Genomic DNA, 26,594 nt, shown 5'->3' on the forward strand with positions numbered 1-26,594 from the left:
TCCTGCCGGATGGGCTTTTTTGCGTCTGTACGAAATGAAACCTGCCCGTTGCCTTATCCGACCTTCGACTCTATTTCCTCAAACATATCCGAATCCTTTCTCTGCTAATTAAAACCGTGACTTATATCTCATAATTAATTATAACAATTATATAACATTTAATTTACCAAAAAAGACACAACTAGCATTGATAAATTCACGCGATCCTTGGCAGGGGTATAATTCGAATGGCTGATAGCAGTGTAACTGAGAACGGAGCGCTGACAGACGGCGATACTCGTCGCCGTATTTGGGCGATTGTTGGAGCATCATCAGGGAACCTGGTCGAATGGTTTGATTTCTATATCTACTCTTTCTGCTCTCTCTATTTTGCACATATCTTTTTTCCCTCAGGAAACACCACCACCCAACTTTTACAAACTGCCGGCGTTTTTGCCGCAGGCTTTCTGATGCGCCCTATCGGCGGATGGTTGTTTGGTCGCATCGCCGATAAGCACGGGCGCAAAAAATCCATGCTGTTGTCAGTTTGTATGATGTGTATGGGATCGTTGGTGATCGCTTGTCTTCCGGGGTATGAAACGATTGGTACCTGGGCTCCTGCGCTACTGCTGCTGGCCAGATTATTTCAGGGGCTGTCTGTCGGCGGTGAATACGGGACCAGCGCTACCTACATGAGTGAAGTGGCTATTGAAGGTAAGAAAGGTTTTTATGCTTCTTTCCAGTACGTAACGTTAATTGGCGGGCAGCTACTGGCATTGCTGGTTGTGGTCATTTTGCAGCAAACGTTAGAAGACTCTGCGCTCAGAGAGTGGGGATGGCGTATTCCATTTGCGCTGGGTGCAGTGCTGGCTATTGTCGCGCTATGGCTGCGTCGTCAGCTGGATGAAACCTCGAAACAGGATGTTCGTGCGTTAAAAGAAGCGGGCTCTCTGAAAGGTCTGTGGCGTAATCGCAAAGCCTTTGTCATGGTGCTTGGCTTTACCGCTGCTGGCTCGCTGTGTTTTTACACCTTCACAACCTATATGCAGAAGTACCTGGTTAACACCGCTGGTATGCATGCCAACGTAGCCAGTGGGATTATGACGGCGGCACTGTGTGTATTCATGCTGGTGCAACCATTGTTTGGCGCTTTGTCAGATAAAATTGGCAGACGTACTTCCATGCTATGCTTTGGCGCATTAGCCGCGATTTTTACCGTTCCCATTCTGACAGCGTTGCAAAACGTGACGTCTCCGTATATGGCGTTTGCTCTGGTAATGTGTGCCTTGTTGATCGTGAGTTTCTATACGTCTATCAGCGGCATTCTGAAGGCTGAGATGTTTCCGGCACAGGTGCGCGCCCTGGGGGTTGGGTTATCTTATGCGGTGGCGAATGCCCTGTTTGGTGGTTCAGCCGAATATGTTGCCTTATCCCTGAAATCCATCGGTATGGAAACCACATTCTTCTGGTACGTTACCGCGCTGGCAGTCATCGCATTTTTAGTATCGCTGATGCTGCATGGCAAGGGGAAAGGGCTGCGCCTCTAATGATGTGCCAGTTGCCAGACTGCATAGCCGGTTGAGGCGCCCGCAACATCCCAGGCAAAGTCCTTCCAGCTCCAGCCGCTCCCAGCGGGGCGGCTGTCCCACAGCTCTTTTGATGCGCCCAGGCTGACTGAGAACATCAAACCAATAGCCGCACTGCGATCGCGGCTGTTGCCCTGATGCTGGGCATATTCATTGCCGGCTGCGGCAAGCATGGCGGAGGCGATAAAGTGTTGAGCTTTGTCTTGTCCGCTCCAGCGGTCGTTTGCCATGTGGCTGCAGCCCGAAATAGCCAGGATACTGGTAAGAATAAACAGGCGCACCGTTGTCTCCATAGGAAAAACCCCGTCACTGGACGGGGTCTTGGTTACAGAATACGGCTAATTAATCTGTCGATACGAATACGGCGTAGTCGACGGATGAGCTTGCGCACCTTGACTGGATAGTCAGCAATGCTTTGCAGGTCGCGGTAGTGCTTCACCACGGTGGTATGCGTGCGGATAAGCTCCAGCTCTTTATCGCGCTGGGGCGCCAGCTCTTGCTTAGGATCGTGGATAAGGATGGCGTTTTCCAGATCCAGACGCCAGGCTCGAGGATTAAGGTTGTTGCCGGTGAGCAGCATCCATTTATCATCAACCCACATGCCTTTCAGATGATAAGTGTTGTCATCATCTTTCCATAAGCGCACGACCAACTGATCGGTATTCACATAATATTGCAGTCTGCTCAGAAAACGGCGCAGATTAATTTCATACAGATAAGGCAGCGCGCCGATGATTTTAAAAGGCTCATCTTCCGGGATGTAAAAGTCGTTGGCAGTTTTATCACCGACAATGATTTCGACCTTTTTCCCTTCACGCAGCAGTTGAATGATATTGCGCACCAGTATGGCGGGCAGATTGAAATAAGGGGTACAAATCGTGAGTTTGTGCTCTGCGCAGGGCATGAGGTGGAAAATAGTCTTATTTAACAGACTGGATTTTCCGAGTCCAACCAGCGGCGTAACAGAAAGCTGTTCATTATCCGCATCCCCCTGAAAATGGAATGACGCATCCCGCAGTTCCTGACGGTACAAGCGAATGTCGTTTTTAATTTCCGGGCTTTTAGGGCGATTGATATCATCAAGACGATTAACGCCGCGACCATTCATCAGGTTTTGCGCCACCCAATTAAACATGATATCGGCCATTTGCGCGTTGCGAATCAACTGATAACGGTCGTAGCGATATTTATCATGCTGATGCAGATAAACATCGTTCAGGCTGGCACCGCTATACAGGACGCTGTCATCGATGATAAAGCCTTTGAAATGCAGAACGCCAAGGGCTTCGCGCGTGTTAATCGGCACGCCATAGACAGGAATATCGATACCAGGGTTTTCTTGCGCCATGCGGCAATACCAGTCAGCATTGGTATTTGATGCCGCAGCACCAATGCGCCCGCGCTGGGCTCGGTGCCAGTCGACAAGCACCCGGACATCCAGTTCAGGACGCTGCCGTTTTGCCGCATAGAGCGCGTCGAGTATGCCTTTGCCACCGTCATCCTGTTCCAGGTACAGCGCAATAATGCAGATCCGTCGCGTCGCGCTGGCTATTTTTTCCAGCAGAGTCTCCCTGAAATTAGCGGGAGCATAAAAGAAATCTACATCATCAACTGACTGAGAAATCTTGGGTAGTTGGGCAAGGTGTTGTTGATGTTTATTACGCTTAAATTTTGACAACATCACAGTGCATTTCTTCTCTGTTCATTGAAGGGTCCTCTGTGCTATGCAGACGACATAAGCGGGCAATGATACCACCAGTACCCATTAATGTGGTCAACATTTCCAGTACCTTACTCACGATTCCTCAAATTGGGCCAGATTAAGCGTTAGCCCAACAATCCCCTCTTCGAGTTGGACGTCAACAACGAACCCGAGTTTCCGGGCCAGGGCGACCATACCGCGATTGTTTGGCATCGTAATACCATTCAAACGTCTAAGTCCGTGATCTCGGGTATAGGCAATTAATTTTTCCATCAATCGGCGACCCAGTCCAAGTCCTTTGAGATCAGAACGAACCAGGACGGCAAACTCGGCATCTACGTTATCAGGATCCGAGATAGCTCGCGTCACGCCGAGGATCTCTTCATGATTATCTCTACAACGCACAGCGACAAAGGCCATTTCACGATCGTAGTCGATCTGTGTCATATTGGCTAAATCTTCATGGGTAAATTCGTTGATCTCACTAAAATAGCGATAATAAAGATCTTCTTTTGTTACCTGAGAAATGAACTGCTGCAGATGAGGTTCATCCTCTGGCAAAATGGGGCGGAACAGGCAGCGCTCGCCGTTCTTCAACTCCACCCACTCTTCAAGCTGATGAGGGTAGGGGCGTACAGCCAATCTGCTTTCGTTATCGCCTGTGAAAGGGGCAATGTCCAGCGTGACGTCCAGCGCGGTAAATTCACCGGCAGAGGCCAGCAGCGGATGGATATCCAGACGCTGAATTTCCGGACAATCGACGATCAGGTTGGATACCTGCACCAGAAGCTGGCTTAGTCCGGCGATATCCAGTGGGCGTAGCGCGCTACGAGCGCGGATCTTCTTATTTTTGATCCCCTGGATCACCAGATAACGCGCCAGATTCATGTTCAATGGCGGCAATGCAACCACGGCTTGCTCTTCTGGTCGCCACTCAACCCCACCTTCACCCAGCATAATCAGCGGGCCAAATACCGGATCGTGTTCAACGACGACGCGAAGCTCCTGCGCGCCAGCGCGATTCGCCATGCTTTGCACTAATAAACCGTGGATGCGCGCCTGCGGCCAGGCCATTTTCACCCGATCAAAAATCGCGTTCGCGGCCTGCTGTACCTCTGTTGCCGTTCTCAGGTAGAGCATTACCCCCTGAACTTCCGACTTATGCGGGATATCAGGTGAACGCAGCTTGAGCGCCACCGGATAGCCGATCTGCTCTGCGATATGCACAGCTTCCGCGCTGTCGCTGGCGATCCAGGTCGGGAGCGTGTGTAAGCCATAAGCTTGTAAAATCGGCTGCACTTCATGGGTGTCCAGCGATGTGGCTCCTTCGGCAATCGCTTGCTGTAACAGATTATGCGCCTCGGCAGTATTAGTGGTCAGGTAGTCCGGTAGCGCAGGCGTTTCTCGCAGTTGCTTCTGGTTACGCCGATACTCGACCATATGCATAAACGCGGTGATGGTCCCTTCCGGCGTACGGTAGGTGGGCAACCCTGCTTCGCTAAATAGCCTACGGGCTTCCTGAGAAGAAAACTCCCCGCACCAGTTGGTCAGTAAGGAGATAAATTTCCCTCGTGGATGCTGCTTTACTGCTTCGATCAACGCTTGCGCGCTTTCGGTCCCGGGGGCGGCGGCGCTGGGCGAATGAATCACCATCAGCGCGTCGAAGTCCTGACTGGCGAGCAAAATATCCAGCGCTTTTACATAGTGTTCGCTACTGGCATCGTCACGCAGATCCAGCGGGTTGCCGATATCAACATGGGCTGGTAGCGCATCGCGTAATTTCTGGCAGGTATCTTCACTCAGCGTGGCGAGTTTGCCATTTTTCGACCATAGCTCATCCAATGCCAGTGCGGCAGGTGCGGCGCCGTTACTGATGATCATCAGCCTGTCACCACGCAGCGGGCGCATGTGACTCAGGGTTTCGACCGCTGAGAACAGCTCGTGAGTGTCTTGTACTCGCAATAAACCGGCGCGCTGGATTGCTGCGTCCCAGGCTGGGTCCATTCCGGCGCTGGTGTGCAGTAAACGCTGCGCTGCCGGGCTACGGCCACTCTTAATCACCAGAATGGGTTTGTTGCGCGCGGCGCTACGGGCGGCAGAGACAAAGCGCCGGGCATCGCTCAAATGTTCGAGATAGAGCAATATCGCGCTGGTTTTGCTGTCGCGTGCCAGGTAATCCAGTAGTTCATCAACGTCGATATCCAGGCTGTCACCCAGCGCGATGAAGTAAGAAAAGCCCATTTCTCTCTGCTGTGCCCAGTCGAGTATGGTATTGGATACGGCGGCGGATTGAGAGATAAAAGCCAGCTTGCCGCGCTTAATCGGGACGGGGGAAAAGCTGGCGTTAAGCCCCTGCCAGGGGGCGAGAAGTCCCAGGCTGTTGGGACCCAGCAGGCGTATTTTATAGCGTGAGGCGCAGGCCAACAGTTCTGCATGTTGGGCCGCGGGAGCCGAAAGAATAATGCAGGTTTTACAGCCTTTCTCGCCAAGTGCTTCGAGTAATGCCAGGTTACGGCTGGCATTGGTGCACAATACGGCGAGGTCGGGGCTAAAAGGCAAGCTACTGATATTGGGCCAGGCCAGTACGCCCAATACCGCTTTCCAGGCGGGCGTCACCGGTAGAACTGGCCCATTGAAACCGCCGGCAAGCAGATTACGCATCATCAGGTAACCCGCGCGGTTAGGCTTCATCGACGCCCCAATCACCGCAATGGATTTCGGTCGCAGTAGTGCTTCCAGACCACGTTGACTCATATCGGCTTCCTTAATGACTCCAGTGACCGAATGATTTTAAACGCTTTCTGTGGAGTCTGCTGTGACGCTCCCCTGATGTTGGGTTTTTCCTGCCAGGTAACGGGTTTTAAAGCGCGTGAAGTGAGCGCTTAATCCTTCCGCAGCTTGCGTATCACCAGCCAGATCCAGCAAAGCGATAGCCACTTCGGCAGTACAGTATTGCCCTTCGGCGTGAATACCACGCAGGTGATAAGCAGATAGGCGCGATAAATCAACGGAGATCACCGGCAGGTTGTCGAGGTACGGGCTTTTGCGGAACATTTTACGCGCTTCCGGCCAGGTGCCATCGAGCATAATAAACAATGGCGGTTTACCGGTTGGCGGCGCGAAAATCACTTCGCGCTCTTCGCCCGCATAGGAAGCCGGGAACACGACCATCGGCTGGTAATCAGGATTCTTCACCAGCTCAAGCAGCGCCTGCGGCGGTTCGGTGCGTGACCACTGAAAAGCCGCGGTATCTGGCAAAATATCGGCGATTAAACGTCCCGTATTGCTGGGCTTCATTGGCTCGGTATCAAACATGACCAGACAAAAACGGCTTTTTGCCTCAGACGGTACTAATGTTGCACACAAGCAGAGTTTCAGCGGCAGCAGGCAGCGCTGGCAGCGACGAATACGGTTACCTCGGGCGAGGAAAGGACGGGTGGCGCGCGCGAGGCGCTCAGCGCGTAACTGAAGAACAGCGTTATCGGTCATGGGGAAACACGTTGAAAAACGCCATTGTCGCAGAGGTGAAAACGGGGCACAAGATGCGCCCCGTAGAGATTATAGTGATTCGTTAAGCCAGCTATCAAACGGTGCCTTAGGGACGGCGCCATTGAGCATGTCGACGATTTCACCTTTTCTGAAGATCATGATGGTCGGAATACTGCGGATACCGAAGCGGGCGCTGAGTTCACGCTCGGCTTCCGTATTTACTTTAACAAAACGCACTTTACCGCTACGCTCTTCCGCGACATCTTCAAAAATTGGGGCAAAGTTACGGCATGGCCCGCACCAGGGGGCCCAAAAATCAACCACCACTGGGAGATCGTCTTTTAACAGTTTATCCAGTGTTTCACCGGTCGCATTGATCACCTCCCCATCAAACAGGTCGTGACCACAGCGTCCGCATTTAGCCGCTTCCTGGACACGATCGTCGGGAATGCGGTTGATAGCCTGGCAGCTGGTACAAACGGTATTCATAACTAACCTCTGGATGAGTAGTGTGGACTTCATGGCAGTGACGCCAGTATGTTTCTATTATGTTACATATTATCGGGGAGTCTGTTCTAAACAACAATGCGTTTTATTCAATGAGTACAATAGTCCTTAGCTTTTAAATGAAATAATGGCTAACGACGTGCACATCGGGTAATCTGCGCGCTTCGCGCAGAGCAGGTGGAGAAAAACATGAGCGACGAACTGAAGAACAAAAACGGCAAGGTCAAAGTGATGTACGTCCGCAGTGACGATGACTCGGATAAACGCACCCAAAATCCACGTACTGGTAAAGGCGGCGGACGCCCCGGTACTTCCCGAGCCGAAGGCGGTCGTCGCCCTGCCCGTGATGACAGAAAGGGTCCGAACAGCGAACGCGGCCGTGAACGTGGTCGTGACCGCGATACAGAACGCGATCGCAGACGTGAAGATTCACCATGGCGTACCGTGTCCCGCGCACCGAATGATGATGCGGCGGATAAAGCCGATCATGGCGGTATTAGCGGCAAGAGTTTTATCGATCCTGAAGTCTTACGTCGTCAGCGCGCGGAAGAAACCCGCGTTTACGGTGAGAATGCTTGTCAGGCTCTGTTCCAGAGTCGCCCGGACGCTATTGTTCGCGCCTGGTTTGTGCAGAGCGTCACCCCGCGTTTTAAAGAAGCATTACGCTGGATGGCGGCAAACCGCAAAGCCTACCACGTGGTTGACGAAGCAGAGCTGGCGAAAGCTTCCGGTACTGAGCACCATGGCGGTGTTTGTTTCCTGATCAAAAAACGTAACGGTACCACCGTTAAGCAGTGGGTGGGTCAGGCTGGAGCGCAGGATTGCGTACTGGCTCTGGAAGACATCGCTAACCCGCACAACCTGGGCGGAATGATGCGTAGCTGCGCCCACTTTGGTGTGAAAGGCGTGGTGGTACAGGATGCGGCGCTGCTGGAATCAGGTGCGGCTATCCGTACCGCTGAAGGTGGCGCAGAGCACGTTCAGCCGATCACCGGTGACAGCATTGTCGATGTGCTGGACGACTTCCGTAAGGCAGGTTACACGGTAGTGATGACCTCAAGCGTGAAAGGCAAACCGTTGTTTACTACCACGCTGCCGGAAAAAATGGTGCTGGTATTAGGGCGTGAGCGTGAAGCGCTGCCGGAAGCGGCATGCTCAGCTGACGACCTGTGCGTGGCGATTGACGGTACGGGTAACGTTGAAACGCTCAACGTATCTGTGGCAACCGGCGTACTGCTCGCGGAGTGGTGGCGTCAGAACAAAGCCTGATAATAAAAATGCCAGCGAATCGCTGGCATTTTTTTACTCGCTTTCTGCTGGTAACACCGGCGTCCAGTCAATCGGTTTTTCACCTTGTTGTTCCAACCATTCATTGGCCAGTACAAAGTGATTGCAGCCAAAGAAACCGCGATGTGCTGAGAGCGGTGACGGATGCGGCGCTTTCAACACATGGTGACGCTGGGTATCAATAATCGCGCCTTTCTTTTGTGCGTGTGAACCCCAGAGCAGGAAAACGACGCCTTCGCGATGCTGATTAATCAAGCTGATGACTTTATCGGTAAAGGTTTCCCAGCCCAGGCTGGCGTGAGAATGTGCCTGACCGGCGCGGACAGTGAGTACGGTATTAAGTAACAGCACCCCCTGACGTGCCCAGCTTTCCAGATAGCCGTGCGTTGGGCGCGTGAAGCCAGGAATCGTCGCTTCCAGCTCTTTGTACATGTTCAGCAGCGATGGGGGAGTGGAAATACCCGGACGAACAGAGAACGCGAGACCGTGTGCCTGGCCTGGACCGTGGTAAGGATCCTGCCCCAGGATGACGACTTTCACGTCGCCAAGTTCGGTAAAGCGAAAAGCGTTAAACACATCTTTTTGCGGCGGGTAAATTGTCATACCCGACTGACGCTCGCCAGCGACAGTATGTAGCGTGTTAACAAAATAAGGCTGCTGTTTCTCATCTGCCAGCACATCGTGCCAGGTTAATTCGGTGGCCATCTCGCTCTCCTGCGAATTTTCAATCCCTCTAGCTTAACTGCTTCTTACTACGTCGCAAAATTCTCTACGTTTCTCAACGGCCTGGGTCTTAAAGATAGTTGAAAATTTATGTAAAAAGTTTAGCTGCGTACGTGGCGTAAGTTGATGTAAAACAATAAAATCCACCTATCACCACTTTTCATGTGTGGTTTTTGTTGATTTAAATCAAAGATTCAAGGGTGTGTGAGGGGTATATATACACTCAAGCAACAATGGTTTTACCAATTGGCCGGATGACGGCCAACCGAGATCAAATAATTTTGCCGGGGAGGCATCAAATGATTACAGGTATCCAGATTACTAAAGCTGCAAACGACGACCTGCTGAACTCTTTCTGGCTGCTGGACAGCGAAAAAGGCGAAGCACGCTGCATCGTTGCGAAAGCAGGTTTCAATGCAGATGACGTCGTTGCCGTCAGCAAACTGGGTGAAATCGAATACCGTGAAGTGCCGGTAGATGTACAGCCGGAAGTCCGCGTGGAAGGTGGCCAGCACCTGAACGTGAACGTTCTGCGTCGCGAAACGCTGGAAGATGCGGTTAAGCATCCGGAAAAATATCCGCAGCTGACCATCCGTGTGTCTGGTTATGCGGTACGTTTCAACTCTCTGACCCCAGAACAGCAGCGCGACGTTATTGCTCGTACCTTTACTGAGAGCCTGTAAGGCTCGCGGGGAATAACCCCGTTTAGCAGAGAATCAAAAGCGGAAGATGCCAGCGCGTCTTCCGCTTTTTTATATCCGTTAGTAAAAAATTCTCACTGCGCAATAAACTAACAGCAGCGCCAGAATGATATTCAACTGTCGGCCGTAACGGCGAAAGAGACGCTGAAAAAGATGGCCAGCCAGCGCCCAACATGCATTACCAAAGGTGCCGATCAGCGCCAGCAGAATACTCACCCCAATCAGCCAGTGAGCTTCCTGCGTATAGGGCAGTACAAACGTGGATAACGCGGTAATGCCGTACAAAATGATTTTGACGTTAACAAACTGCAAGCCAAAACTCGTCCAGAAGCCGATCGGTTCGGACTGCAAATTATCGTTTGCCGCCGGGCTGGTGGCGATTTTCAATGCCAGCCATAAGATATATGCCGCGCCTGCCCAACTGAGCCAGTGGATGATGGCCGGATCCATCGCGGCAAGCGAAAACGAAATCCCGGCACACATCAACATGACGATTAAAAAGCCCAGACTCATCCCGGCAAGCACGCGCGTACTCTGGCGAAAACCGTGTGACGTCGCAGCACTGAGCGCAAGGATATTGTTGGGTCCGGGGGTTAGCGCGGTAATCAATGTATAGGTCCAGAATGCACTTAAAAGCATGGGGGTCACTTGTCATCTCCTCTGTTTTGGTAGACAGTACCCGAGTTAAAACATTTAAAAAAATGAATGTTTTTGCATTCTCAGTTCGATAATTTCGATGGGTTGGTGCGGATGGATTTACGTCGATTTATTACGTTAAAAACGGTGGTGGAAGAGGGCTCGTTCCTGCGGGCGTCGCAAAAACTTTGCTGTACACAATCGACCGTCACGTTTCATATTCAACAGCTTGAGCAAGAGCTTTCGGTGCAGTTGTTCGAAAAAATTGGCCGCAGAATGTGTCTCACCAGTGAGGGCAAACGGTTGATGCCGCATATACACGACCTGACCCGCGTGATGGCATCGATTCGCCAGTCAGCGCAGCAGGATACGCAGCCGAGCGGCGATCTACGCGTTGCGACCGGTGAAACACTGCTGGCGTATAAAATGCCGCAGGTATTACAGCGTTTTAAACAACGCGCGCCTCATGTGCGGTTGTCCTTACAGTCGCTCAACTGCTATGTCATTCGCGATGCGTTGCTGGGTGATGAGGTTGATCTGGGCGTGTTTTATCGTGTTGGTAATGACGATGCGCTGGAGATGATAGCGCTGGGCGATCAGTCACTGGTGCTGGTTGCGTCGCCTCTGCTGCAGCATGTTGATTTCACCCGGCATAACCAGCACATTCCCTGTAGCTTTATCATTAATGAGCCGCAATGTATTTTCAGACAACGCTTCGAGGGGTTACTGCGTAAGCGTCAGATTACGCTGGAAAATACGATTGAGTTATGGAGTATTGAGAGCATAAAGCACTGCGTATCGGCAAATCTTGGCGTCAGTTTTTTGCCACGTTTTGCTGTCGAGAAGGAGTTACGTTCAGGGGAGTTGATTGAATTACCGTTCAGTGAACAACCTGAGTTAATTACGGCATTGTGTGGTTATCATGCCGGAAAAGTCGTTAGCCCGGCGATGCGGGTGTTTCTTGAGTGTATTGAAGAGAGTTTTGCATCACGTGAAAAAATGCCGGGCTAAATGGCCCGGCATTCGGTTTACTCTTTGTCGGACTGCAGGGTAGCAGCTCCGCTCGGCTTACGACGTTTGCCGATATTTTTGGCGTCGCGGTGACGTTTCTTCACGCGCGGTTTCTCTTTTTCTTTGGCTTTTTGCTCGGCGCGCTTAGCCAGCACTTTCTTGGACGGCTTGCCGTTAGATTTCTCACTTGGGGCGCGAGTCGTCGGACGCAGTTCGTCAATAACGCGTGCCTTCAAAGGTTCGTCGATATAGCGGCTCGCTTTACCAAGCAGCAGGTGGTCGTGCGCTTCAACCAGAGAAATCGCGGTACCTTTACGGCCAGCGCGACCTGTGCGACCAATGCGGTGCAGATAGGCATCACCACTGCGCGGCATGTCGTAGTTAAACACGTGGCTAACGTCAGGAATATCGATCCCACGAGCGGCAACATCGGTCGCAACCAGCACGTTCACACGACCATCGGTCAGGCGTTTGATCGCTTCGTTACGCTTAATCTGTACCATCTCGCCTTCGAGATAGCAGTTATTAATGCCTGCCTGGCGCAGCCAGCCTGCCAGCTCGTGCACACGCTCACGCTTACGTACAAAAACAATCGAACGGGTTGCTTCCGGCTGTTTTAACAGATGGATCAGCAAAGCCGTTTTGTGCTCGATGTCATCGGCACGGTAGTAAAATTGGTGGATCTTCTTGCGTTCGCGGGTCGATGGATCCGCCGATACTTCGACCGGATCTTCCAGCAGGCGCTCGGCAAAATCTTTAATCGCGTCGCCTTCCAGCGTGGCAGAGAACAACATCGTCTGCTTACGCCAGCGGGTTTCACCGGCGATATGTTCGATGTCCTGGGCAAAGCCCATGTCCAGCATACGGTCTGCCTCATCGAGGATCAGCGTTTCAACCGCGTGGCAGTCGAAGTTCTCTTCTTTGATGTATTGCAGCAGACGACCGGTGGTGGCGACCACGATATCCTGGTTTTCGCTAAAGACTTCCATGTGGTTCATGTAAGCCACGCCGCCGGTAATCGTGGCGACATCCAGATGCGTATTCTTCGCCAGTTCGCGGGCGTGTTCGGCAACCTGCATCGCCAGTTCGCGCGTTGGCGTCAGAATTAAAATGCGCGGTGGGCCAGATTTTTTGCGCGGGAAGTCGAGCAGGTGCTGCAACGCTGGCAGCAAATATGCCGCCGTTTTACCGGTGCCTGTCGGCGCAGAACCGAGTACATCACGGCCATCGAGCGCAGGCGGAATGGCGGCAGCCTGAATGGCGGTCGGGCGAGTGAAACCTTTTTCCTGGAGGGCATCCAGAAGGCTTTCATCGAGTTCAAGTTCGGAAAAAGTCGTTACAGTCATGTTCTACCTCTGTGTGGGGCGCTGATTATAGACGTTACGGCTGCAATCTTCATCTGTTTGTATGGATATAGCTTCTCAGGTATTGTTTTTATCCTATGCTATCGTTTTTTTTCCCAGGAAGGTTGTTCTTCATGCCCCAGTCTACATCCGTACTTAGACGTAATGGATTTACATTTAAGCAGTTTTTTGTGGCACATGATCGTTGTGCAATGAAAGTCGGAACGGACGGTATTTTATTAGGGGCCTGGGCCCCCGTTGCGGGCGTAAAACGGATCCTGGATATTGGTACCGGGAGCGGCCTGTTGGCGCTGATGCTGGCCCAGCGCACTGATGAAAATGTCATCATTGACGCCGTGGAGCTTGATGTTGACGCCGCGCAGCAGGCGCAGGAGAACATCGCGCAATCTCCGTGGATGCATCGCGTCAGCGTTCATACAGCAGATGCGCAGCAATGGATACCGCGCCAGACCGTGCGTTTTGATTTGATTATCAGCAATCCACCCTATTATGAACAGGGAGTGGAATGCGCCACGCCGCAGCGCGAGCAGGCACGTTACACGACCGCACTTGATCATGAAGCATTGCTGGCACTGGCGGCGGGGAGTATTACAGAAGATGGTTTTTTTTGTGTTGTGCTGCCGGAACAAATTGGTAATGCATTTACCCAGCAGGCATTAAGTATGGGCTGGCATTTGCGTTTACGTACGGATGTGGCAGAAACTGAGGCCCGGCTACCACATCGTGTATTGTTGGCATTCTCCCCGCAGGCCGGGGAGTGCTTTAGCGACAGGTTGGTTATCCGTGGGCCAGACCAACGTTACTCTGAAGGTTACACGGCGCTGACCCAGGCGTTTTATCTGTTTATGTGATGACTTAGCGGTGAGAGGATGGACGGGCCTGACTCGGGAAGTTGTTCAGGATAATCCAGCGTGTAGTGCAGGCCCCGACTCTCTTTGCGCATCATTGCGCAGCGTACAATCAGCTCGGCAACCTGCACCAGGTTGCGCAGTTCCAGCAAATTGTTCGACACGCGGAAATGAGCGTAATACTCGTCGATTTCCTGTTGCAGCATGGTGATACGGCGCAGAGCGCGTTCCAGGCGCTTGGTTGTACGCACAATTCCGACGTAGTCCCACATAAATAAGCGCAGCTCATGCCAGTTATGCTGAATCACCACCAACTCATCCGGATTTTCCACACGACTTTCATCCCAGGCGGGAAGTGTGGTGACGCCGCGTGCGTAAGGCATTCGCCTGTCGATATCTTCAGCGGCTGACCAGCCGTAAACCAGGCACTCAAGCAATGAGTTCGACGCCATACGGTTGGCGCCATGCAGGCCGGTGTAGCTCACTTCGCCGATGGCATACAGACCGTCGACGTCCGTGCGGCCAAAGTCATCAACCATCACGCCGCCGCAGGTATAGTGCGCGGCAGGAACGATAGGGACCGGCTCTTTGGTCAAATCGATGCCCAGTCCGAGCAGTTTTTCATAAATCATCGGGAAATGCTGACGAACAAATGCTTCCGGTTTGTGGCTGATGTCGAGGAACATGCAGTCAGCGCCCAGGCGTTTCATCTCGTGGTCAATGGCACGGGCGACAATATCGCGGGGAGCCAGTTCGCCACGCTCGTCAAAATCGGGCATAAAGCGCGAGCCGTCCGGGCGCTTCAGGTGTGCGCCTTCGCCACGCAGCGCCTCGGTCAGCAGGAAATTGCGCGCCTGCGGATGATACAGCGCAGTTGGGTGAAACTGGTTAAATTCAAGATTGGCGACACGACATCCTGCGCGCCAGGCCATCGCAATCCCGTCCCCCGAGGAGATATCAGGATTGGTGGTGTACTGATACACTTTTGACGCGCCGCCGGTAGCTAACACCACTGACTTCGCATGGCAGGTTTCGACAGCTTCTTTATTACGATTCCAGATCCAGGCGCCGACCACCCGACGCGTTCCCGGCAGACCGATCTTATCGGAGACAATCAGGTCTACGGCATTGCTACGTTCAAGAACCCGAATGTTGGGATGATTTTGCGCCCGGCTGACAAGGGTGGTTTCGACTTCTTTACCGGTGGCATCCGCAGCATGCAGGATGCGTCGATGGCTATGACCACCTTCACGGGTCAGGTGATAACTCTCTTCACCGTTGGGCTGAACCTGTGTATCAAACAACACGCCCTGATCGATAAGCCACTGCACACAGGTGCGGGCATTGCTGGCGACAAATTCAACCGCATGACGATCGCACAGTCCGGCCCCGGCAACCAGCGTGTCTTCAACGTGGGAGTCGATACTGTCGGTTTCATCGAAAACCGCGGCAATACCGCCCTGAGCATAAAACGTCGAGCCTTCGCTAACAGGACCTTTGCTCAGTACAATAACCTGATGTTTCTCAGCCAGCCGCAGCGCCAGTGAGAGTCCGGCAGCTCCGCTGCCAATGATCAGCACGTCACAGGATAATTCAGGAGTTGTATTCATGATTTTTGTTTAATTTACTAAACACTGTTTGCTCACAATAGCACCACGACGCGCGTTACTGCACGTTTTATTTTTAGATGTGTTGCAATGGCTAAACATGAAAGAAAAGTAAGACGAGGATGAAATGAGCAAAATTATTTTGTGAAGCAGGCCGTTAGCATCAGATTATGTGATGAAATAAAGTGGCCGTTGGGTTACTCTGCAAGCGGTGAAATGGGCATTTCTTACAGATAGTGCGTTGATCGGGTTATGTAGACTTATAATGAGAGATAAGACCTGTCTACAACATGACAAACAAAAAACAAATGCGTAACGGAACTTTACGAAACTTGAGCACTCTAAGCATTTGCTTGCTCATAGTGAAGCTTATGGAGTGGCGTTTCGACAGCGCGTGGAAATTTGGTTTGGGGAGACTTTACCTCGGATGAGCGAGCAGTTAACGGACCAGGTCCTGGTAGAACGGGTCCAAAAGGGAGATCAGAAAGCCTTTAACCTACTGGTAGTCCGCTATCAGCATAAGGTGGCGAGTCTGGTTTCTCGCTATGTACCGTCGGGCGATGTACCCGATGTAGTACAAGAAGCATTTATCAAGGCCTATCGTGCGCTGGACTCGTTCCGGGGGGATAGTGCTTTTTATACCTGGCTGTATCGTATCGCAGTCAATACAGCGAAGAATTACCTGGTCGCTCAGGGGCGTCGTCCACCTTCCAGTGATATAGATGCGATTGAAGCAGAAAACTACGAAAGTGGCGGTGCACTGAAAGAAATTTCGAACCCTGAGAACTTAATGTTGTCAGAAGAACTGAGACAGATAGTTTTCCGAACTATTGAGTCCCTCCCGGAAGATTTACGCATGGCAATAACCTTGCGGGAGCTGGATGGCCTGAGCTATGAAGAGATAGCCGCTATCATGGATTGTCCGGTAGGTACGGTGCGTTCACGTATCTTCCGAGCGAGGGAAGCTATTGATAATAAAGTTCAACCGCTTATCAGGCGTTGACGATAGCGGGATACTGGAAAAGGTATTAGGCATGCAGAAAGAAAAACTTTCCGCTTTAATGGATGGCGAAACGCTGGATACTGAGTTGCTTAAAGAGCTAACTCATGACCCGGAAATGCAAAAAACCTGGGAGAGTTATCACCTGATTCGCGATTCCATGCGAGGTGATACCGCCGACGTTCTCCATTTCGATATTTCCGCCCGCGTAATGGCTGCCATCCAGGATGAGCCAGTACGTCAGACGGCGCCATTGATTCCTGAGGCCCAGCCAGCACCGCACCAGTGGCAGAAAATGCCATTCTGGAAGAAAATGCGTCCGTGGGCCGCGCAGCTTACCCAAATGGGCGTGGCTGCGTGTGTATCACTTGCAGTTATTGTTGGCGTCCAGCACTATAATGGTCAATCTGAAACGTCCCAGCAGCCCGAAACGCCGGTATTCAATACATTACCGATGATGGGTAAAGCCAGTCCGGTAAGCCTGGGTGTACCTTCTGACGCGACAGCCAGCGGCGGTCAGCAACAGCAGGTACAGGAGCAGCGTCGTCGTATTAATGCCATGTTGCAGGATTACGAACTGCAACGTCGACTGCACTCTGAACAGCTTCAGTTTGAGCAGGCGCAAACACAGCAAGCCGCTGTGCAGGTGCCAGGAATTCAAACTTTAGGAACGCAATCGCAGTAATGAAGCAACTTTGGTTTGCCATGTCACTTGTGGCTGGTAGCCTGTTTTTCTCTGTAAACGCCTCGGCCAATCCTGCGTCCGGGGCGTTGTTGCAGCAGATGAATCTGGCCAGCCAGTCGCTAACCTATGAGCTGTCATTTGTCAGCATCAATAAACAGGGCGTTGAATCCCTACGTTATCGCCATGCCCGCCAGGATAACCGTCCGTTAGCGCAACTGCTGCAATTGGATGGACCGCGCCGGGAAGTGGTGCAACGTGGCAATGAAATTAGCTATTTCGAGCCTGGGCTCGAACCGTTCACGCTGAACGGCGACTATATCGTTGACTCTCTGCCATCCCTGATTTACACCGACTTCAAACGCCTTGCACCCTACTATGATTTTATCTCAGTAGGCCGCACCCGCATTGCCGATCGGCTCTGTGAAGTGATCCGCGTTGTCGCTCGTGACGGCACCCGTTACAGCTATATCGTCTGGATGGACACGGAGACCAAGCTACCGATGCGTGTCGATCTTCTTGATCGTGATGGCGAAACGCTGGAACAGTTCCGCGTCATCGCCTTTACCGTAAACAACGGCGTTAGCGACAGCATGCAGACGCTGGCGAAAGCTAATCTACCGCCGTTGCTGTCGGTTCCTGCGGGTGAAAAAACCAACTTCAACTGGAGCCCGTCGTGGGTGCCGCAAGGCTTTAGCGAAGTCTCCAGCAGTCGACGCCCGCTGCCAACCATGGATAACATGCCGATTGAATCACGCCTTTATTCGGATGGCCTGTTCAGTTTCTCCGTGAACGTAAACCGCGCGACGCAAAATAGCACCGATCAACTGCTGCGAACCGGGCGTAGAACGGTCAGCACCAGCGTGCGTGATAACGCGGAAATTACGATAGTGGGCGAGCTTCCACCACAAACGGCGAAGCGTATCGCGGACAATATCAAGTTCAGGGCCGCACAATGATCAAAGAGTGGGCAACAGTTGTTTCCTGGCAAAATGGTCTGGCGACGGTCAGCTGTGATGTGAAAGCGTCATGTAGCAGCTGTGCTTCCCGAGCCGGGTGTGGGAGCCGCGTGCTGAATAAACTTGGACCGCAGACCACACATACTATTGTGGTACCCAGCGATGAGCCATTGGCCCCTGGTCAAAAAGTTGAGCTGGGCATTGCCGAGAGGAGCCTGTTGGGATCGGCGATGCTGGTTTATATGTCTCCACTGGCGGGTCTCTTTCTTTTCGCGGCACTGTTCCAGGTGCTATTTGGCTCGGATCTGGCGGCACTAAGCGGGGCTGTACTGGGTGGCGTGGGCGGATTCCTGATCGCCCGTGGATATTCCCGTAAGCTTGCTGAACGTGAAGCCTGGCAGCCGGTCATTCTGAATGTTGCCCTCCCACCCGATCTTATTCGCGTCGAAACCCAGCAGTGATATCTTTGCCGGATGGCGCTGCGCTTATCAGGCCTACCGCGTTTTCAGATGCAGGCGTAGGCCGGATAAGGCGTTTATGCTGCCATCCGGCAAAAGTTTCACCGACTTTGTAAGGTTGTTTCCAGTTCCCGCTATCCTTGCTCTATGAACATTTCCTCGCCTCAGCGTTGTAGTGTAGAATGCGGCGTTTCACTTAAACAGACGTTAAGCTCAGATCAGCGACTTCTCAGAGCCTGCTCAGGCGGGCGTAAGGCACAATAATTACTCTATATGAAGAACATACGTAACTTTTCAATCATAGCTCACATCGACCACGGTAAATCGACGCTGTCTGACCGTATTATCCAGATCTGCGGTGGCCTTTCTGACCGTGAAATGGAAGCGCAGGTTCTCGACTCGATGGATCTTGAGCGTGAGCGCGGTATTACTATCAAAGCGCAGAGCGTGACGCTCGATTTCAAAGCATCTGATGGTGAAACCTATCAGCTTAACTTTATCGACACCCCGGGCCACGTCGACTTCTCATATGAAGTTTCCCGCTCGCTTGCCGCCTGTGAAGGCGCACTGCTGGTGGTTGACGCCGGACAGGGTGTAGAAGCGCAAACGCTCGCCAACTGCTACACCGCCATGGAAATGGATCTGGAAGTGGTGCCAGTACTGAACAAAATTGACCTGCCAGCCGCTGACCCTGAGCGCGTAGCGGAAGAAATTGAAGATATCGTCGGCATCGACGCCACCGACGCAGTACGCTGCTCGGCGAAAACCGGCGTGGGCGTGACCGACGTGCTGGAACGTCTGGTGCGCGACATTCCGCCGCCGGAAGGCGATCCGGAAGGCCCATTGCAGGCGCTGATCATCGACTCCTGGTTCGATAACTACCTGGGCGTGGTTTCGCTGGTGCGTATTAAAAACGGCACCATGCGTAAAGGCGACAAGATTAAAGTGATGAGCACCGGTCAGGTTTATAACGCCGACCGTCTGGGTATCTTCACGCCGAAACAGGTTGACCGTACCGAGCTGAAATGCGGCGAGGTAGGTTGGTTGGTTTGTGCGATTAAAGACATCCTTGGCGCCCCGGTGGGTGATACCTTAACGTCTGCGCGTAACCCGGCAGAGAAAGCGCTACCAGGTTTCAAGAAGGTGAAACCGCAGGTTTATGCCGGTCTGTTCCCGGTCAGCTCTGACGATTACGAAAACTTCCGTGATGCGCTCGGCAAGCTGAGCCTGAACGACGCTTCCTTGTTCTATGAGCCGGAAAGCTCAACCGCGCTGGGCTTTGGCTTCCGCTGCGGCTTCCTCGGCCTGTTGCACATGGAGATCATTCAGGAACGTCTGGAACGTGAATACGATCTGGATCTGATCACTACCGCGCCGACCGTAGTTTACGAAGTGGAAACCACGGCGAAGGAGACAATCTACGTCGATAGCCCGTCCAAGCTGCCGCCGCTGAACAACATCTACGAACTGCGCGAGCCGATCGCCGAGTGTCACATGCTGCTGCCGCAGGCTTACCTTGGTAACGTCATCACGCTGTGTATCGAGAAACGTGGCGTACAGACCAACATGGTTTATCACGGTAACCAGGTCGCGCTGACCTATGAAATTCCGATGGCGGAAGTGGTACTCGACTTCTTCGACCGCCTGAAGTCGACCTCCCGCGGCTATGCGTCGCTGGACTATAACTTCAAACGCTTCCAGGCGTCTGACATGGTGCGTGTTGATGTCCTCATCAACAACGAACGTGTTGATGCGCTGGCGCTGATCACTCACCGCGACAACTCCCAGAGCCGTGGCCGTGAGCTGGTCGAAAAGATGAAAGATCTGATCCCGCGCCAGCAGTTTGATATCGCGATCCAGGCGGCCATCGGCACGCACATCATCGCACGTTCAACGGTGAAGCAACTGCGTAAAAACGTTCTGGCGAAATGCTACGGTGGCGATATCAGCCGTAAGAAAAAGCTGCTGCAAAAACAGAAAGAGGGTAAAAAGCGCATGAAGCAGATCGGTAACGTCGAACTGCCGCAGGAAGCGTTCCTCGCCATTCTGCATGTCGGTAAAGACAGCAAATAATCTTAAGGAGTTGGCATGGCGAACATGTTTGCCCTGATTCTGGTGATTGCCACACTAGTGACGGGCATTTTATGGTGCGTAGATAAATTCATTTTCGCGCCAAAACGCCGGGAGCGTCAGGCAGCAGCACAAGCTGCTGCAGGTGATTCACTGGATAAAGCAACGCTGAAAAAAGTGGCCCCTAAGCCGGGCTGGCTGGAAACTGGCGCATCCGTTTTCCCGGTATTAGCTATCGTGCTGGTGGTGCGTTCGTTTATTTATGAACCGTTCCAGATCCCGTCAGGTTCGATGATGCCGACGCTGTTGATTGGCGACTTTATTCTGGTGGAGAAATTCGCCTACGGGATTAAAGATCCGATTTACCAGAAAACGTTGATCGAAACCGGCCATCCGAAACGCGGTGATATCGTGGTGTTTAAATACCCGGAAGATCCGCGCCTGGACTACATCAAACGCGCTGTCGGTTTACCGGGAGACAAAGTGACGTACGATCCGGTGGCAAAAGAGGTGACTATTCAGCCTGGTTGCAGCTCCGGTCAGGCGTGTGAAAATGCGCTGCCGGTAACCTACTCTGATGTTCAGCCCAGTGATTTTGTGCAGACCTTTGCTCGTCGTAACGGCGGGGAAGCGACCAGCGGTTTCTTTGAAGTTCCGTTGAACGAAACGAAAGAGAACGGTATTCGCCTCACCGAACGTAAAGAAACGCTCGGTGAGGTAACGCACCGCATTTTGACCGTGCCAATCGCGCAGGATCAGGTAGGGATGTACTACCGTCAGCCTGGCCAGCAGCTAGCGACCTGGATCGTCCCACCGGGACACTACTTCATGATGGGTGATAACCGTGACAATAGCGCGGACAGCCGTTACTGGGGATTTGTGCCGGAAGCGAATCTGGTGGGTAAAGCGACTGCAATCTGGATGAGCTTCGACAAGCAAGAGGGTGAATGGCCGACCGGCGTGCGTTTAAGCCGTATTGGCGGTATTCATTAATTGCTAATTATCGTTCACGTTGTCGTCACTAAGGCGACAGCGTGAATTATTTCTCGGATAAATTCCCGCAGACTAACGACATCCCTTGTCGTTGTGTATAGAATATTCCCCCGAAGTTTTAGGTTGGCACCGACAGGTTGCCACGGCACACGAAACAGCGTTGGTTTGTATACAAAAGCATTCAGACGATGCCAGATGGCTAAATGAATGGCGTATATCAGGTCTGTTTCGTGTGCTGAATTGTTGACGCATTCATTTATTGGTATCGCATGAACCCCATCGTAATTAATCGGCTTCAACGGAAGCTGGGCTACACTTTTAATCATCAGGAGCTGTTGCAGCAGGCATTAACTCACCGTAGCGCCAGCAGCAAACATAACGAGCGTTTAGAATTTTTAGGCGACTCTATTTTGAGCTTTGTCATCGCTAATGCGTTATATCACCGTTTCCCGCGTGTGGATGAAGGTGATATGAGCCGCATGCGCGCGACGCTGGTTCGCGGTAATACGCTGGCAGAATTAGCCCGTGAGTTTGACCTCGGTGAATGTTTACGTTTGGGACCAGGCGAGCTGAAAAGCGGCGGTTTCCGTCGTGAGTCGATCCTGGCGGACACCGTTGAAGCTTTGATCGGCGGCGTCTTCCTCGACAGCGATATTCAAACCGTTGAGCAACTGATCCTAAATTGGTATCAAACCCGTCTGGATGAAATTAGCCCAGGCGACAAACAAAAAGATCCGAAAACGCGCCTGCAGGAATATTTGCAGGGTCGCCACCTGCCGCTGCCGTCCTATCTGGTGGTGCAGGTCCGTGGTGAAGCTCACGATCAAGAATTTACTATCCACTGCCAGGTCAGCGGCCTGAGTGAACCGGTGGTTGGCACAGGTTCGAGCCGTCGTAAGGCTGAGCAGGCTGCCGCCGAACAGGCGTTGAAAAAACTGGAGCTGGAATGAGCATCGATAAAACTTACTGCGGATTTATTGCCATCGTCGGCCGCCCGAACGTTGGCAAATCCACCTTGTTGAATAATCTGCTTGGGCAGAAGATTTCTATTACCTCTCGTAAGGCTCAGACAACACGTCACCGTATTGTTGGCATCCATACCGAAGGCGCGTATCAGGCGATTTATGTTGATACCCCGGGCCTGCATATGGAAGAAAAACGAGCCATTAACCGTTTGATGAACAAGGCGGCGAGCAGCTCGATTGGTGATGTTGAGCTGGTGATTTTCGTTGTGGAAGGCACTCGCTGGACGCCGGACGACGAAATGGTGCTCAACAAGCTGCGTGATGGTAAAGCCCCGGTAATTCTGGCGGTGAACAAAGTAGACAATGTTCAGGAAAAAGCCGATCTGCTGCCGCACCTGCAGTTCCTGGCCAGCCAGATGAACTTTCTCGACATCGTCCCGATCTCTGCCGAAACCGGTCTGAATGTTGATACCATTGCGGGTATCGTACGTAAGCATCTGCCGGAAGCAATTCATCACTTCCCGGAAGATTACATCACCGATCGTTCACAGCGCTTTATGGCCTCTGAAATCATCCGTGAGAAGCTGATGCGTTTTCTGGGCGCTGAACTGCCGTATTCCGTCACCGTTGAGATTGAGCGTTTTATTTCTAACGAGCGCGGCGGCTACGATATCAACGGTCTGATCCTTGTCGAACGTGAAGGGCAGAAGAAGATGGTAATTGGCAACAAAGGGGCCAAAATTAAAACCATCGGTATTGAAGCGCGTAAAGACATGCAGGAAATGTTCGAAGCGCCTGTTCACCTCGAACTGTGGGTGAAAGTGAAATCCGGCTGGGCCGATGACGAACGCGCGCTGCGCAGCCTCGGTTACGGCGACGATCTCTGAGAATAACCCCGATGGAGGGCTGGCAACGCGCTTTTGTCCTGCACAGCCGCCCGTGGAGCGAAACCAGCCTCGTGCTGGACGTCTTCACGGAAGAATCGGGCCGCGTGCGCCTTGTTGCCAAAGGCGCGCGTTCCAAACGTTCTAATCTCAAAGGCGCACTCCAGCCTTTTACTCCGTTACTGCTTCGCTTTGGTGGGCGTGGTGAGGTCAAAACCTTGCGTAGCGCCGAAGCCGTCTCTCTGGCACTCCCTCTAAGCGGTATTACGTTATACAGCGGCCTGTATATCAACGAGCTTATCTCGCGCGTGCTTGAATACGAGACTCGCTTTTCTGAACTCTTTTTCGACTACCTGAACTGTATTCAGGCGCTGGCAGGCGCGACGGGGTCGCCCGAACCCGCCCTACGCCGCTTTGAACTGGCTTTACTCGGTCATCTGGGTTACGGCGTGGATTTTACCCACTGCGCGGGCAGCGGCGAGCCGGTAGATGACACCATGACCTATCGTTATCGGGAAGAGAAAGGATTTATCGCAAGCGTCGTGATTGATAACGCCACCTTTACCGGACGCCATCTGAAAGCGCTTGAGTCGCGTGAATTTCCGGATGTTGATACGCTTCGCGCTGCGAAACGCTTTACCCGCATGGCGTTAAAGCCGTATCTTGGTGGTAAGCCGTTAAAAAGCCGGGAACTGTTCCGGCAATTTATGCCAAAACGCGCAGTAAAAATTAAAAATGATTAACGAGGATTGTCATGGCTGAATTACTGTTAGGCGTCAACATTGACCACATTGCCACTTTACGTAATGCTCGCGGCACCGCATACCCGGACCCGGTTCAGGCGGCGTTTATCGTTGAACAGGCGGGCGCAGACGGCATTACTGTGCATCTGCGTGAAGACCGTCGCCATATCACCGACAGAGACGTGCGTATTCTGCGTCAGACGCTGGATACGCGTATGAATCTGGAAATGGCGGTAACCGAAGAGATGCTGGCGATTGCCGTTGAGACTAAGCCGCATTTTTGCTGCCTGGTGCCGGAAAAGCGCCAGGAAGTTACCACTGAAGGTGGTCTGGATGTCGCCGGTCAACGCGACAAGATGCGTGACGCCTGTAAACGCCTGGCGGATGCCGGCATCCTGGTTTCACTGTTTATCGATGCCGATGAAGAACAGATCAAAGCCGCTGCTGAAGTTGGCGCGCCGTTTATTGAAATTCACACCGGCTGTTACGCTGATGCGAAAACTGACGCGGAACAGGCCAGCGAACTGGCGCGTATTGCGAAAGCGGCAACTTTTGCCGCAAGCCTTGGCCTGAAGGTGAATGCGGGTCACGGTCTGACGTATCACAACGTTAAGGCCATCGCGCGGATCCCGGAAATGCACGAACTGAACATCGGTCATGCCATTATCGGACGCGCAGTGATGAGCGGTCTGAAAGACGCGGTAGTAGAAATGAAACGCCTGATGCTGGAAGCGCGTGGTTAATGGCGATTTTGGGATTAGGTACGGATATCGTGGAGATTGCCCGCATTGAAGCGGTGATCTCCCGCTCCGGTGACCGTCTGGCAAGACGCGTGCTCAGCGACAACGAATGGGCAATCTGGGAAACGCATCAGCAGCCGGTGCGTTTTCTGGCAAAGCGTTTTGCGGTTAAAGAGGCAGCAGCAAAAGCCTTTGGTACGGGTATTCGCAACGGCCTGGCGTTTAACCAGTTCGAGGTCTTTAACGATGAACTCGGTAAGCCGCGTCTGCGGTTATGGGGGGAGGCGTTAAGCCTGGCGGAAAAACTCGGCGTCGCACATATGCATGTGACGCTGGCCGATGAGCGTCACTACGCCTGCGCCACGGTGATTATTGAAAGTTAGATTTTGTCCGCGTGATGCATCTGGACGAATTTATCCCACAACTGCTCTTCACTCTCTAAATGTGCCGGATCTTTCAAAATAGTATTGGGGATCGGGCACACCTTCTGGCAGGTTGGCGTGTCATAATGGCCTACGCATTCCGTACATTTGTCACTGTTAATCTCGTAAATGCTGTCACCCATCGAAATCGCCTCATTCGGGCATTCAGGTTCGCACATATCGCAATTGATACATTTTTTAGTGATTAACAGGGCCATCAGGAAACTCTCAAAACATCACAAATCGGGCGGGCATTATACGCGCATTCTTTGCTCAGACCAGTTTTTTTACCAGCGCTTCGCTGTGACGAATGCGTTCCGGAGCATGCTCCAGATCCTGCTGCACCAGTGCCATAAACAGTAAATCGGTGAGCATCATTTGCGCATGGGTGGAGGAGATCGCGGCGCTGCGCGTGGCCTGCTCCTCGGCAATCGTATACAGACAATGACTTGCGCGTTGCTGCAGGGCATTGGGCGTAAATCCGGTGATGGCGAGAATTTTGGCCCCGGTACGCAGCGTTTCATCTGCCGCCAGATTAAGCTCGCGGCGTTCACCGGTGTACGAAATAGCCAGCAGTAGATCGCCTGGCGAAAGCGCCTGCACCGTCGCCAGCAGCGCGTGCATATCGCGTTCAACCACCGCGTTAAAACCAATCTTCAACAGCTTCCAGGCAAAATTCTGCGCTACCAGACCCGATGCGCCAATACCGGTCAGAATAATACGTCGGGCAGAGCGCAGCATCGTGACGCTCTCCAACAGTTTTTCTTCGCTGTTAATATCCAGCGTCGCATGCATCGCCGCCACGTTCTCCTTAATCAGCTTTTCACCCACCAGACGCATAGGGTCATCACCTCGGATCTGATTATGCACCGGAACAGAATGGGGGTTGGGATTGCTGGCCAGCGCTTCGCTAATCGCCAGTTTGAGTGCCGGAAATCCTTTAAAGCCTAATTTTTGCGCGAACTTCACCACGCTGGACTGGCTGACGCCCGCTTCAAAAGCCAACTGCTGTGAGCTGAGATGACGCGCGGTATCCGGCTGAGCGAGGAGATAATCCGCAAGTTTTTTATCGCTTTGCGCGAGATCCGGGTAACGCTGACGAATGCGAATTAAACAGTTCATGCTGTCTCCTGGCGAAAACGTGATGGCGATTACAAAACAAAATTTCACTCGCCTGGATGAATATAATATTCCATTATGACAGATTATTATGAATTAAAAATTCCTAAGGACCAAAA

Annotated in this window: 27 protein-coding genes and 1 pseudogene; 17 read left to right on the plus strand and 11 right to left on the minus strand. The window is 52.5% G+C overall.

The genetic code is table 11. From position 1 onward, the window contains the following. The first annotated feature begins 227 nt into the window (after positions 1-227). A complete protein-coding gene (locus FDX04_RS17650) occupies positions 228-1,526 on the plus strand; it encodes an MFS transporter (RefSeq protein WP_042306624.1) in 1,299 nt (432 codons plus the stop codon). On the opposite strand, the gene FDX04_RS17655 is transcribed toward FDX04_RS17650, so the two are convergent. From FDX04_RS17655 to trxC, 5 genes are all read right to left on the minus strand, one after another. Beyond that, positions 1,523-1,858 (minus strand): YfiM family lipoprotein, encoded by a 336-nt coding sequence (locus tag FDX04_RS17655; protein WP_371415446.1) that lies wholly within the window; start codon positions 1,856-1,858, stop codon positions 1,523-1,525. The two genes, FDX04_RS17650 and FDX04_RS17655, sit on opposite strands and share 4 nt — an antisense overlap. A gap of 32 nt (positions 1,859-1,890) precedes the next feature. Beyond that, positions 1,891-3,246 carry a CDP-diacylglycerol--serine O-phosphatidyltransferase gene (pssA, locus tag FDX04_RS17660; protein ID WP_038642732.1) on the minus strand — a complete coding sequence of 452 codons (1,356 nt, stop codon included), beginning with the start codon at positions 3,244-3,246 and terminating at the stop codon, positions 1,891-1,893. 114 nt (positions 3,247-3,360) lie between these two features. Then, a complete protein-coding gene (pat, locus tag FDX04_RS17665) occupies positions 3,361-6,021 on the minus strand; it encodes a protein lysine acetyltransferase (protein WP_042306626.1) in 2,661 nt (886 codons plus the stop codon). Positions 6,022-6,057: 36 nt separating this feature from the next. After that, positions 6,058-6,756, minus strand: a complete 699-nt coding sequence (gene tapT, locus FDX04_RS17670) for a tRNA-uridine aminocarboxypropyltransferase (protein WP_137360546.1) — start codon at positions 6,754-6,756, stop codon at positions 6,058-6,060. A gap of 69 nt (positions 6,757-6,825) precedes the next feature. Beyond that, positions 6,826-7,245, minus strand: a complete 420-nt coding sequence (gene trxC, locus FDX04_RS17675; RefSeq protein ID WP_003037559.1) for a thioredoxin TrxC — start codon at positions 7,243-7,245, stop codon at positions 6,826-6,828. Between the two features lie 207 nt (positions 7,246-7,452). Between trxC and FDX04_RS17680 the strand changes: the two genes are divergently transcribed. Beyond that, complete coding sequence (locus tag FDX04_RS17680; RefSeq protein ID WP_137360547.1) at positions 7,453-8,532, plus strand: tRNA/rRNA methyltransferase; 1,080 nt, start codon at positions 7,453-7,455, stop codon at positions 8,530-8,532. Between the two features lie 33 nt (positions 8,533-8,565). On the opposite strand, the gene ung is transcribed toward FDX04_RS17680, so the two are convergent. Continuing rightward, complete coding sequence (gene ung / locus FDX04_RS17685; protein WP_137360548.1) at positions 8,566-9,255, minus strand: uracil-DNA glycosylase; 690 nt, start codon at positions 9,253-9,255, stop codon at positions 8,566-8,568. Positions 9,256-9,572: 317 nt separating this feature from the next. Here ung and grcA point away from each other — a divergent pair, with 317 nt between their 5' ends. Next, positions 9,573-9,956, plus strand: a complete 384-nt coding sequence (gene grcA, locus FDX04_RS17690; RefSeq protein WP_005121223.1) for an autonomous glycyl radical cofactor GrcA — start codon at positions 9,573-9,575, stop codon at positions 9,954-9,956. Between the two features lie 78 nt (positions 9,957-10,034). Here grcA and eamB read toward each other — a convergent pair whose 3' ends face one another. Next, positions 10,035-10,622: a cysteine/O-acetylserine transporter gene (gene eamB, locus FDX04_RS17695; RefSeq protein ID WP_042306633.1), complete on the minus strand. Its 588-nt coding sequence runs from the start codon at positions 10,620-10,622 to the stop codon at positions 10,035-10,037. A 102-nt stretch (positions 10,623-10,724) separates the two neighbouring features. Here eamB and FDX04_RS17700 point away from each other — a divergent pair, with 102 nt between their 5' ends. Continuing rightward, a complete protein-coding gene (locus FDX04_RS17700) occupies positions 10,725-11,621 on the plus strand; it encodes a LysR family transcriptional regulator (protein ID WP_137371288.1) in 897 nt (298 codons plus the stop codon). A gap of 17 nt (positions 11,622-11,638) precedes the next feature. Here FDX04_RS17700 and srmB read toward each other — a convergent pair whose 3' ends face one another. Continuing rightward, a complete protein-coding gene (gene srmB, locus FDX04_RS17705) occupies positions 11,639-12,967 on the minus strand; it encodes an ATP-dependent RNA helicase SrmB (protein WP_137371289.1) in 1,329 nt (442 codons plus the stop codon). A gap of 131 nt (positions 12,968-13,098) precedes the next feature. On the opposite strand from srmB, the gene trmN reads away from it, so the two are divergent. Then, the gene (gene trmN, locus FDX04_RS17715; protein ID WP_085048976.1) at positions 13,099-13,836 is read left to right on the plus strand and encodes a tRNA(1)(Val) (adenine(37)-N(6))-methyltransferase TrmN; all 738 of its coding nucleotides are present in this window, start codon (positions 13,099-13,101) and stop codon (positions 13,834-13,836) included. Here trmN and nadB read toward each other — a convergent pair. Further along, entirely contained in the window at positions 13,821-15,443 is a 1,623-nt protein-coding gene (gene nadB / locus FDX04_RS17720) for an L-aspartate oxidase (RefSeq protein ID WP_137371290.1), read from the minus strand. The two genes, trmN and nadB, sit on opposite strands and share 16 nt — an antisense overlap. A gap of 262 nt (positions 15,444-15,705) precedes the next feature. Here nadB and rseD point away from each other — a divergent pair. The 12 genes and pseudogenes from rseD (at position 15,706) to acpS (ending at position 25,317) form a co-directional block, all read left to right on the plus strand. After that, positions 15,706-15,871: pseudogene (rseD, locus tag FDX04_RS17725) on the plus strand (rpoE leader peptide RseD). Beyond that, positions 15,868-16,443, plus strand: a complete 576-nt coding sequence (rpoE, locus tag FDX04_RS17730; RefSeq protein ID WP_003037573.1) for an RNA polymerase sigma factor RpoE — start codon at positions 15,868-15,870, stop codon at positions 16,441-16,443. Before rseD ends, rpoE begins: the two are co-directional and overlap by 4 nt. Before the next feature lie 31 nt (positions 16,444-16,474). Further along, positions 16,475-17,125 (plus strand): anti-sigma-E factor RseA, encoded by a 651-nt coding sequence (gene rseA, locus FDX04_RS17735; RefSeq protein ID WP_008785497.1) that lies wholly within the window; start codon positions 16,475-16,477, stop codon positions 17,123-17,125. After that, on the plus strand, positions 17,125-18,081 hold the full coding sequence (gene rseB / locus FDX04_RS17740) for a sigma-E factor regulatory protein RseB (RefSeq protein ID WP_038642710.1): 957 nt from the start codon (positions 17,125-17,127) through the stop codon (positions 18,079-18,081). Before rseA ends, rseB begins: the two co-directional genes overlap by 1 nt. Beyond that, on the plus strand, positions 18,078-18,542 hold the full coding sequence (gene rseC / locus FDX04_RS17745) for a SoxR-reducing system protein RseC (protein WP_042306646.1): 465 nt from the start codon (positions 18,078-18,080) through the stop codon (positions 18,540-18,542). The genes rseB and rseC overlap by 4 nt, the downstream gene beginning before the upstream one ends. Before the next feature lie 270 nt (positions 18,543-18,812). Continuing rightward, on the plus strand, positions 18,813-20,612 hold the full coding sequence (gene lepA, locus FDX04_RS17755) for a translation elongation factor 4 (protein WP_038642706.1): 1,800 nt from the start codon (positions 18,813-18,815) through the stop codon (positions 20,610-20,612). A gap of 15 nt (positions 20,613-20,627) precedes the next feature. Beyond that, the gene (gene lepB / locus FDX04_RS17760; RefSeq protein WP_038642704.1) at positions 20,628-21,602 is read left to right on the plus strand and encodes a signal peptidase I; all 975 of its coding nucleotides are present in this window, start codon (positions 20,628-20,630) and stop codon (positions 21,600-21,602) included. Positions 21,603-21,871: 269 nt separating this feature from the next. After that, the gene (gene rnc / locus FDX04_RS17765) at positions 21,872-22,552 is read left to right on the plus strand and encodes a ribonuclease III (protein WP_003037579.1); all 681 of its coding nucleotides are present in this window, start codon (positions 21,872-21,874) and stop codon (positions 22,550-22,552) included. Next, positions 22,549-23,454 carry a GTPase Era gene (gene era / locus FDX04_RS17770; protein WP_042306656.1) on the plus strand — a complete coding sequence of 302 codons (906 nt, stop codon included), beginning with the start codon at positions 22,549-22,551 and terminating at the stop codon, positions 23,452-23,454. Before rnc ends, era begins: the two co-directional genes overlap by 4 nt. 11 nt (positions 23,455-23,465) lie before the next feature. Next, positions 23,466-24,194, plus strand: a complete 729-nt coding sequence (gene recO / locus FDX04_RS17775) for a DNA repair protein RecO (protein WP_042306658.1) — start codon at positions 23,466-23,468, stop codon at positions 24,192-24,194. A gap of 11 nt (positions 24,195-24,205) precedes the next feature. Next, a complete protein-coding gene (pdxJ, locus tag FDX04_RS17780) occupies positions 24,206-24,937 on the plus strand; it encodes a pyridoxine 5'-phosphate synthase (RefSeq protein ID WP_003838383.1) in 732 nt (243 codons plus the stop codon). Then, complete coding sequence (acpS, locus tag FDX04_RS17785; RefSeq protein WP_137360552.1) at positions 24,937-25,317, plus strand: holo-ACP synthase; 381 nt, start codon at positions 24,937-24,939, stop codon at positions 25,315-25,317. The genes pdxJ and acpS overlap by 1 nt, the downstream gene beginning before the upstream one ends. On the opposite strand, the gene FDX04_RS17790 is transcribed toward acpS, so the two are convergent. After that, positions 25,314-25,574 carry a YfhL family 4Fe-4S dicluster ferredoxin gene (locus tag FDX04_RS17790; RefSeq protein ID WP_038642696.1) on the minus strand — a complete coding sequence of 87 codons (261 nt, stop codon included), beginning with the start codon at positions 25,572-25,574 and terminating at the stop codon, positions 25,314-25,316. The genes acpS and FDX04_RS17790 overlap by 4 nt on opposite strands. Before the next feature lie 55 nt (positions 25,575-25,629). Beyond that, entirely contained in the window at positions 25,630-26,478 is an 849-nt protein-coding gene (locus FDX04_RS17795; RefSeq protein ID WP_042306662.1) for a MurR/RpiR family transcriptional regulator, read from the minus strand. Between the last annotated feature and the right edge of the window lie 116 nt (positions 26,479-26,594).

This window comes from Citrobacter sp. wls615 (assembly GCF_005281355.1).
Classification (GTDB): Bacteria; Pseudomonadota; Gammaproteobacteria; order Enterobacterales; family Enterobacteriaceae; genus Citrobacter; species Citrobacter werkmanii.

What these genes read in the sequence shown, in the direction of transcription:
- FDX04_RS17650 (WP_042306624.1), top strand. Translation starts at nt 228, where the DNA reads ATGGCTGATAGCAGTGTAACTGAGAACGGAGCGCTGACAGACGGCGAT.
- FDX04_RS17655 (WP_371415446.1), bottom strand. Translation starts at nt 1,858, where the DNA reads ATGGAGACAACGGTGCGCCTGTTTATTCTTACCAGTATCCTGGCTATT.
- pssA (WP_038642732.1), bottom strand. Translation starts at nt 3,246, where the DNA reads ATGTTGTCAAAATTTAAGCGTAATAAACATCAACAACACCTTGCCCAA.
- pat (WP_042306626.1), bottom strand. Translation starts at nt 6,021, where the DNA reads ATGAGTCAACGTGGTCTGGAAGCACTACTGCGACCGAAATCCATTGCG.
- tapT (WP_137360546.1), bottom strand. Translation starts at nt 6,756, where the DNA reads ATGACCGATAACGCTGTTCTTCAGTTACGCGCTGAGCGCCTCGCGCGC.
- trxC (WP_003037559.1), bottom strand. Translation starts at nt 7,245, where the DNA reads ATGAATACCGTTTGTACCAGCTGCCAGGCTATCAACCGCATTCCCGAC.
- FDX04_RS17680 (WP_137360547.1), top strand. Translation starts at nt 7,453, where the DNA reads ATGAGCGACGAACTGAAGAACAAAAACGGCAAGGTCAAAGTGATGTAC.
- ung (WP_137360548.1), bottom strand. Translation starts at nt 9,255, where the DNA reads ATGGCCACCGAATTAACCTGGCACGATGTGCTGGCAGATGAGAAACAG.
- grcA (WP_005121223.1), top strand. Translation starts at nt 9,573, where the DNA reads ATGATTACAGGTATCCAGATTACTAAAGCTGCAAACGACGACCTGCTG.
- FDX04_RS17700 (WP_137371288.1), top strand. Translation starts at nt 10,725, where the DNA reads ATGGATTTACGTCGATTTATTACGTTAAAAACGGTGGTGGAAGAGGGC.
- srmB (WP_137371289.1), bottom strand. Translation starts at nt 12,967, where the DNA reads ATGACTGTAACGACTTTTTCCGAACTTGAACTCGATGAAAGCCTTCTG.
- trmN (WP_085048976.1), top strand. Translation starts at nt 13,099, where the DNA reads ATGCCCCAGTCTACATCCGTACTTAGACGTAATGGATTTACATTTAAG.
- nadB (WP_137371290.1), bottom strand. Translation starts at nt 15,443, where the DNA reads ATGAATACAACTCCTGAATTATCCTGTGACGTGCTGATCATTGGCAGC.
- rpoE (WP_003037573.1), top strand. Translation starts at nt 15,868, where the DNA reads ATGAGCGAGCAGTTAACGGACCAGGTCCTGGTAGAACGGGTCCAAAAG.
- rseA (WP_008785497.1), top strand. Translation starts at nt 16,475, where the DNA reads ATGCAGAAAGAAAAACTTTCCGCTTTAATGGATGGCGAAACGCTGGAT.
- rseB (WP_038642710.1), top strand. Translation starts at nt 17,125, where the DNA reads ATGAAGCAACTTTGGTTTGCCATGTCACTTGTGGCTGGTAGCCTGTTT.
- rseC (WP_042306646.1), top strand. Translation starts at nt 18,078, where the DNA reads ATGATCAAAGAGTGGGCAACAGTTGTTTCCTGGCAAAATGGTCTGGCG.
- lepA (WP_038642706.1), top strand. Translation starts at nt 18,813, where the DNA reads ATGAAGAACATACGTAACTTTTCAATCATAGCTCACATCGACCACGGT.
- lepB (WP_038642704.1), top strand. Translation starts at nt 20,628, where the DNA reads ATGGCGAACATGTTTGCCCTGATTCTGGTGATTGCCACACTAGTGACG.
- rnc (WP_003037579.1), top strand. Translation starts at nt 21,872, where the DNA reads ATGAACCCCATCGTAATTAATCGGCTTCAACGGAAGCTGGGCTACACT.
- era (WP_042306656.1), top strand. Translation starts at nt 22,549, where the DNA reads ATGAGCATCGATAAAACTTACTGCGGATTTATTGCCATCGTCGGCCGC.
- recO (WP_042306658.1), top strand. Translation starts at nt 23,466, where the DNA reads ATGGAGGGCTGGCAACGCGCTTTTGTCCTGCACAGCCGCCCGTGGAGC.
- pdxJ (WP_003838383.1), top strand. Translation starts at nt 24,206, where the DNA reads ATGGCTGAATTACTGTTAGGCGTCAACATTGACCACATTGCCACTTTA.
- acpS (WP_137360552.1), top strand. Translation starts at nt 24,937, where the DNA reads ATGGCGATTTTGGGATTAGGTACGGATATCGTGGAGATTGCCCGCATT.
- FDX04_RS17790 (WP_038642696.1), bottom strand. Translation starts at nt 25,574, where the DNA reads ATGGCCCTGTTAATCACTAAAAAATGTATCAATTGCGATATGTGCGAA.
- FDX04_RS17795 (WP_042306662.1), bottom strand. Translation starts at nt 26,478, where the DNA reads ATGAACTGTTTAATTCGCATTCGTCAGCGTTACCCGGATCTCGCGCAA.